Source organism: Methylobacterium sp. CCH5-D2, from assembly GCF_001556475.1.
Classification (GTDB): domain Bacteria; phylum Pseudomonadota; class Alphaproteobacteria; order Rhizobiales; family Beijerinckiaceae; genus Methylobacterium; species Methylobacterium hispanicum.
Map to the genome: position 1 here is coordinate 1 of NZ_LSIX01000931.1, position 4,850 is coordinate 4,850.

Annotated in this window: 4 protein-coding genes and 1 pseudogene; all 5 read right to left on the reverse strand. The window is 69.9% G+C overall.

Annotation, left to right across the window (positions count from 1 at the left end; genetic code table 11):
* Positions 1–222: pseudogene (locus AX737_RS25085) on the reverse strand (DUF1049 domain-containing protein); the annotation flags it as partial.
* 52 nt (positions 223–274) lie between these two features.
* Entirely contained in the window at positions 275–586 is a 312-nt protein-coding gene (locus AX737_RS25090) for an integration host factor subunit beta (protein ID WP_066926124.1), read from the reverse strand.
* Between the two features lie 65 nt (positions 587–651).
* A complete protein-coding gene (gene sppA / locus AX737_RS25095; RefSeq protein WP_066926127.1) occupies positions 652–1,629 on the reverse strand; it encodes a signal peptide peptidase SppA in 978 nt (325 codons plus the stop codon).
* A 333-nt stretch (positions 1,630–1,962) separates the two neighbouring features.
* Positions 1,963–3,675, reverse strand: coding sequence for a 30S ribosomal protein S1 (gene rpsA, locus AX737_RS25100; RefSeq protein ID WP_066926130.1), 1,713 nt, complete (start codon positions 3,673–3,675; stop codon positions 1,963–1,965).
* A 296-nt stretch (positions 3,676–3,971) separates the two neighbouring features.
* Positions 3,972–4,685, reverse strand: a complete 714-nt coding sequence (locus AX737_RS25105; protein ID WP_066926133.1) for a cell cycle transcriptional regulator TrcR — start codon at positions 4,683–4,685, stop codon at positions 3,972–3,974.
* Between the last annotated feature and the right edge of the window lie 165 nt (positions 4,686–4,850).

Sequence of the window (4,850 nt, forward strand, 5' to 3'; positions counted from 1 at the left end):
AAGAGACAGGCCCTGGCCGAGCCAGGCGAAGATGCCGCCGACCACGATGCCGACCGCGACCGCGGCGAACAGCACCGCGTAGAGCGGCACGCTCGCGCTGAAGGCCGGCACCTGCGAGAACGGATCGAGGGAGAGCCGCACCGGCTCGCGGTTGGCCACCGCGAACAGGATCACCAGGACGGCGACGGGCAGCAGCACCAGACCTTTCAGGAAACGGATCATCGTCTTCTCCAGACCGCGGGCCGGCCCCCGGGAACGCGGCTCACGATACGCCTCACTCGGCCTCTGCCGGGCCGTCGCCGATGCCGGCGGCGTTGAGGCGCTGGCGCATCTCCTTGCCGGTCTTGAACACGGGGATGGCCTTCTCCGACACGGCAACGGCCGCGCCCGTGCGCGGGTTGCGCCCCTTGCGCGCTTCGCGGCGCTTCACCGAGAACGCCCCGAAGCCGCGCAGTTCCACCCGGTCCCCGCGCGCCAGAGCGTCCGCGATCGTGTCGAGGATCGCGTTGACCAGGATCTCGACGTCGCGCTGGTAGAGATGGGGATTGCGCTCGGCGATTCTGAGGACGAGCTCCGACTTGATCATCGTGCGGCGGTCTTCTCGAGGGAGCGAGGGGCTTGTCGAGGGAACGAGGGGCTTGGGCGGCGCGCTCAGGGCGTGCCGGCGGGGCGCCAGAGGACGAGCAGGCCGCCCTCGGTCAGCGCCCGCGTCTCGGTCTCCAGCCCGTGCAGCCGGCCGGCGAGGCCGCCGAGCCCGAGCAGGTCCGCGCCCGTGCCCAGCGCCGACCACAGGCCAAAATCCGAGTCGGAGCGGGGCTTCCAGTCCGTCACCGGCAGCCCCTTGGCCACCTTGCGCTCGCTCTCCAGCCACGCCACCGCCTGCCGCTCGCTGCCGAGTTCGTCCACGAGCCTGAGGGGGATGCTCTGGCGCCCGCTGAACACGCGCCCGTCCGAGACCGCGGCGAGCTGCTGGTCGCTCATCCCGCGCCGCTCGGCCACCAGTCCCTTGAACCAGGCGTAGGTGTCGCCGACGACCGCGGCCAGCGCCGCCCGCGCCTCGGGCGAGGTCGGCGCGAAGCCGGAGGGCTCGGCCTTGAGGGGCGAGGACTTGATGGCCTCGACCTTCACGCCGACCTTGTCGAGCAGGCCCGACACCTCGGGATACTGGAACAGCACGCCGATCGAGCCGACGAGCGAGGTCTCGCGCGCCACGATGTGGTCGGCGGCGAGCGCCGTGATGTAGGCGCCCGAGGCCGCGGTGCCGTCCACGAAGGCCACGACCGGCTTCTTCTCGGCGAGCTGGCGCAGGTTGCGGTAGAGCTCTTCCGAGCCCGTGGTCGAGCCGCCCGGCGAGTTGATCGACACCACCACGCCCTGCACGGCGGAGGCCTCGCCCACCCGCTTCAGGAGCTTGGCGGTGGCCTCGCTGCCCGCGATGAACCCGGAGACGGAGACCCGGGCGATCTGCGGACGCACGGCGCCGAAGCCGAGTCCGTCCGTGCCGGAGCGGGCGCGCAGGCCGACGGCCCCGACCGCGACCACGAGGCCGCCGATGCCCAGCACCCGCCAGAGCGAGAGCTTGCGGCGCAGGCGCCTGCGGTCGATCAGGAGTTCGGCGTCGGCGGCCATGCGATGGTGCTCTCCCTCGCGCGCCAGGCCCGCGGGCCGGCTTCGGATTGCTGCTCGGCGACCACCCGGGCCCGACCGCGCGGTCGGGGCGCCGACAGGTCGAAGCTGTCACAAGCGGCGCCGGTTTGCACCCAAACTTTGGTTGGGTCCAGAGGCTTGACCGAGATTGGCGGGTCGGCGGGGCAGGTTGCACGGCGTGGCCGGCGCCGGGTCGCACCGGAACCCGTCGCGGGTGTGATCCCCTCGGAACGCCGAAGCCCGCCCGGGACGGATCCCGGACGGGCTCGGCGTGCGCGAGGCCGCCCGGCGGAGCCGGGCGGCGGGCGGCGAGGACTAGTCCTCGTCGGTGCGCTTCTTGTTGAAGGCGGCGCCCAGGATGTCGCCGAGCGAGGCACCCGAATCGGCCGAGCCGAACTGGGCCATCGCCTCCTTCTCCTCGGCCATCTCCAGGGCCTTGATCGAGACCTGCACGCGGCGGGCCTTGCGGTCGAACTGCACGACGCGGGCGTCGAACTTCTCGCCGGGGGCGAAACGCTCGGGACGCTGGTCGCCGCGGTCGCGGGCGAGCTCGGCGCGGCGCACGAAGGTCTGCATGTCGGTGTCGGCGATCTTCACCTCGACGCCGGCATCCTTCACCTCGACCACCTCGCAGGTGACGATCTGACCCTTCTTGATCTCGCCGGCCTCGGCGAAGGGGTCGCCGCCGAGCTGCTTCACGCCCAGCGAGATGCGCTCCTTCTCGACATCGACGTCGAGAACCTGGGCGCGCACCACGTCGCCCTTCTTGTACTCCTCGATGACCTGCTCGCCGGGACGGTTCCAGTCGAGATCCGACAGGTGGACCATGCCGTCGACGTCGCCCTCGAGGCCGATGAACAGGCCGAACTCGGTCTTGTTCTTGACCTCGCCCTCGACCTCGGAACCGACCGGGTGCTTCTCGGAGAAGGCCTCCCAGGGGTTCTGCAGGGTCTGCTTAAGGCCGAGCGAGATGCGGCGCTTGACCGGATCGACCTCCAGGATCTGCACCTCGACCTCCTGGGAGGTGGAGACGATCTTGCCCGGATGGACGTTCTTCTTGGTCCAGCTCATCTCGGAGACGTGGATCAGGCCCTCGATCCCCGGCTCCAGCTCCACGAAGGCGCCGTAATCGGTGATGTTGGTGACCCGGCCCTTGAGCTTGGCATCGACCGGGTAGCGGGCCTGGATGCCCTCCCACGGATCGGCGAGCAGCTGCTTGATGCCGAGCGAGATGCGGTGCGTCTCGTGGTTGATCTTGATGATCTTGACCTTCACCGTCTGGCCGATCTGCACGACCTCGGACGGGTGGTTCACGCGGCGCCACGCCATGTCGGTGACGTGCAGCAGGCCGTCGATGCCGCCGAGATCGACGAAGGCGCCGTACTCGGTGATGTTCTTGACGACGCCGTCGATGACCTGACCTTCCTCAAGGTTGGCCACCAGCTCCGAGCGCTGCTCGGCGCGGCTCTCCTCGAGCACGGTGCGGCGCGACACGACGATGTTGCCGCGGCGGCGATCCATCTTGAGGATCTGGAAGGGCTGGGGCGTGCCCAGGAGCGGCGTGACGTCGCGCACCGGACGGATATCGACCTGGGAGCGCGGCAGGAACGCCACGGCGCCGTCGAGATCGACGGTGTAGCCGCCCTTGACCTGGTTGAAGATCGTGCCGGTGACGCGCTCGTTGGCTTCGAAAGCCTTCTCGAGCTTGACCCAGCTCTCCTCGCGACGAGCCTTGTCGCGCGAGATGACGGCCTCGCCCAGCGCGTTCTCGATGCGATCGACGTAGACCTCGACCTCGTCGCCGACGCTGAGCTCACCCTCGCGGCCGGGGCCGGTGAACTCCTTCAGGGCGACGCGCCCTTCCGTCTTGGCGCCGATATCGATGACGGCCACGTCCTTCTCGATCGCGACGACGCGACCCTTGACGACGGACCCCTCGGTGATCTCGTGTTGGAGGAAGCTCTCCTCGAGCAGCGCCGCGAAGTCGTCGCGATAGGCGTTCTGCTGCAGGGCGGTACCAGCGGTCATTCTGTCTCCTGAGGGCCCCGCGGGGCCCGGCGTCGGCGGCTCGTGCTGCGATGCGTCCCCGTCCACCGCGGCCGCTCCCGGGATTTACGGGAGGGGCGACCGATCCCGAGGGAGCGGCTTGCCGACGCAGTGATGCGCTGTCCGAGGGCGGTCCTGCCGGCTGTCGCGGAGGCGCGCAGAATAGAAAAAGCGCGCGATCCTACCGAGAGGACGCGCGCTCCTTACAGCAAAAGGGCTTTGGAGACAATCGCGGCGTACAAACCCTCCCCCCTCTGCGGGGGAGGGAGCACGACGGATCAGTACGCCTCGTCGTCCTCGTCCTCGCTGCGCCGGCCCTTGAGCTTGGCGAAGACCGAATCGGCATCGAGACGCTCGTCGCCGCGGCCGGGGCGATGGTCGTCCTCCGCCTCGTAGCCCTGCGCGGTCGAGACCTCGGCCGGCAGCAGCGAGGCGCCGGCATCGGCCTGGACATGGGCCGGGCGGTCGGCGGCAGCACGCTGAACCTCGAAGTCGAGGTCGATCTGGGTGCACAGGCCGAGCGTCACCGGGTCCATCGGCTGGAGCGAGGCCGAGTTCCAGTGGGTGCGCTCGCGGATCTGCTGGATGGTGGACTTGGTGGTGCCGACCAACCGGATGATCTGCGCGTCCTTCAGCTCGGGGTGGTTGCGCACCAGCCAGAGGATGGCGTTCGGGCGGTCCTGGCGGCGCGACAGGGGGGTGTAGCGCGGGCCCTTGGTGGTGCGCTTCACCTCCGGCAGCTTCACCTTCGAGACCGCCTGCTTGAGCCGGTAGTGCGGCGCCTTCTGGGCCTTCTCGATCTCGTCGCGGGTGAGCTGGCCCGTGGTGATCGGGTCGAGCCCCTTGATGCCGGCCGCGACCTCGCCGTCGGCGATGCCCTTCACCTCCAGCGGGTGCAGCTTGCAGAAGTCGGCGATCTGCTCGAAGGCGAGGGAGGTGTTCTCCACCAGCCAGACGGCGGTGGCCTTGGGCATCAGCGGACCCTGGGACATCGGGCAGCTCCACGTTCACGGGCGCGGGAACGGCCCGAGACGGGGGGCACCGGTCCGCGGGCTCCGGCTCGATCGTCCGGACGTCCCGTCACACGCCACAAATTGGGGGATGCCCACAGTATAGGCGGGGAGCCGGAGCGGCGCAATCGCCGCGCGCGGACGATT

Excerpts from the sequence above, each read along its gene's own strand:
- AX737_RS25090 (WP_066926124.1), bottom strand. The coding sequence starts at position 586 with ATGATCAAGTCGGAGCTCGTCCTCAGAATCGCCGAGCGCAATCCCCAT.
- sppA (WP_066926127.1), bottom strand. The coding sequence starts at position 1,629 with ATGGCCGCCGACGCCGAACTCCTGATCGACCGCAGGCGCCTGCGCCGC.
- rpsA (WP_066926130.1), bottom strand. The coding sequence starts at position 3,675 with ATGACCGCTGGTACCGCCCTGCAGCAGAACGCCTATCGCGACGACTTC.
- AX737_RS25105 (WP_066926133.1), bottom strand. The coding sequence starts at position 4,685 with ATGTCCCAGGGTCCGCTGATGCCCAAGGCCACCGCCGTCTGGCTGGTG.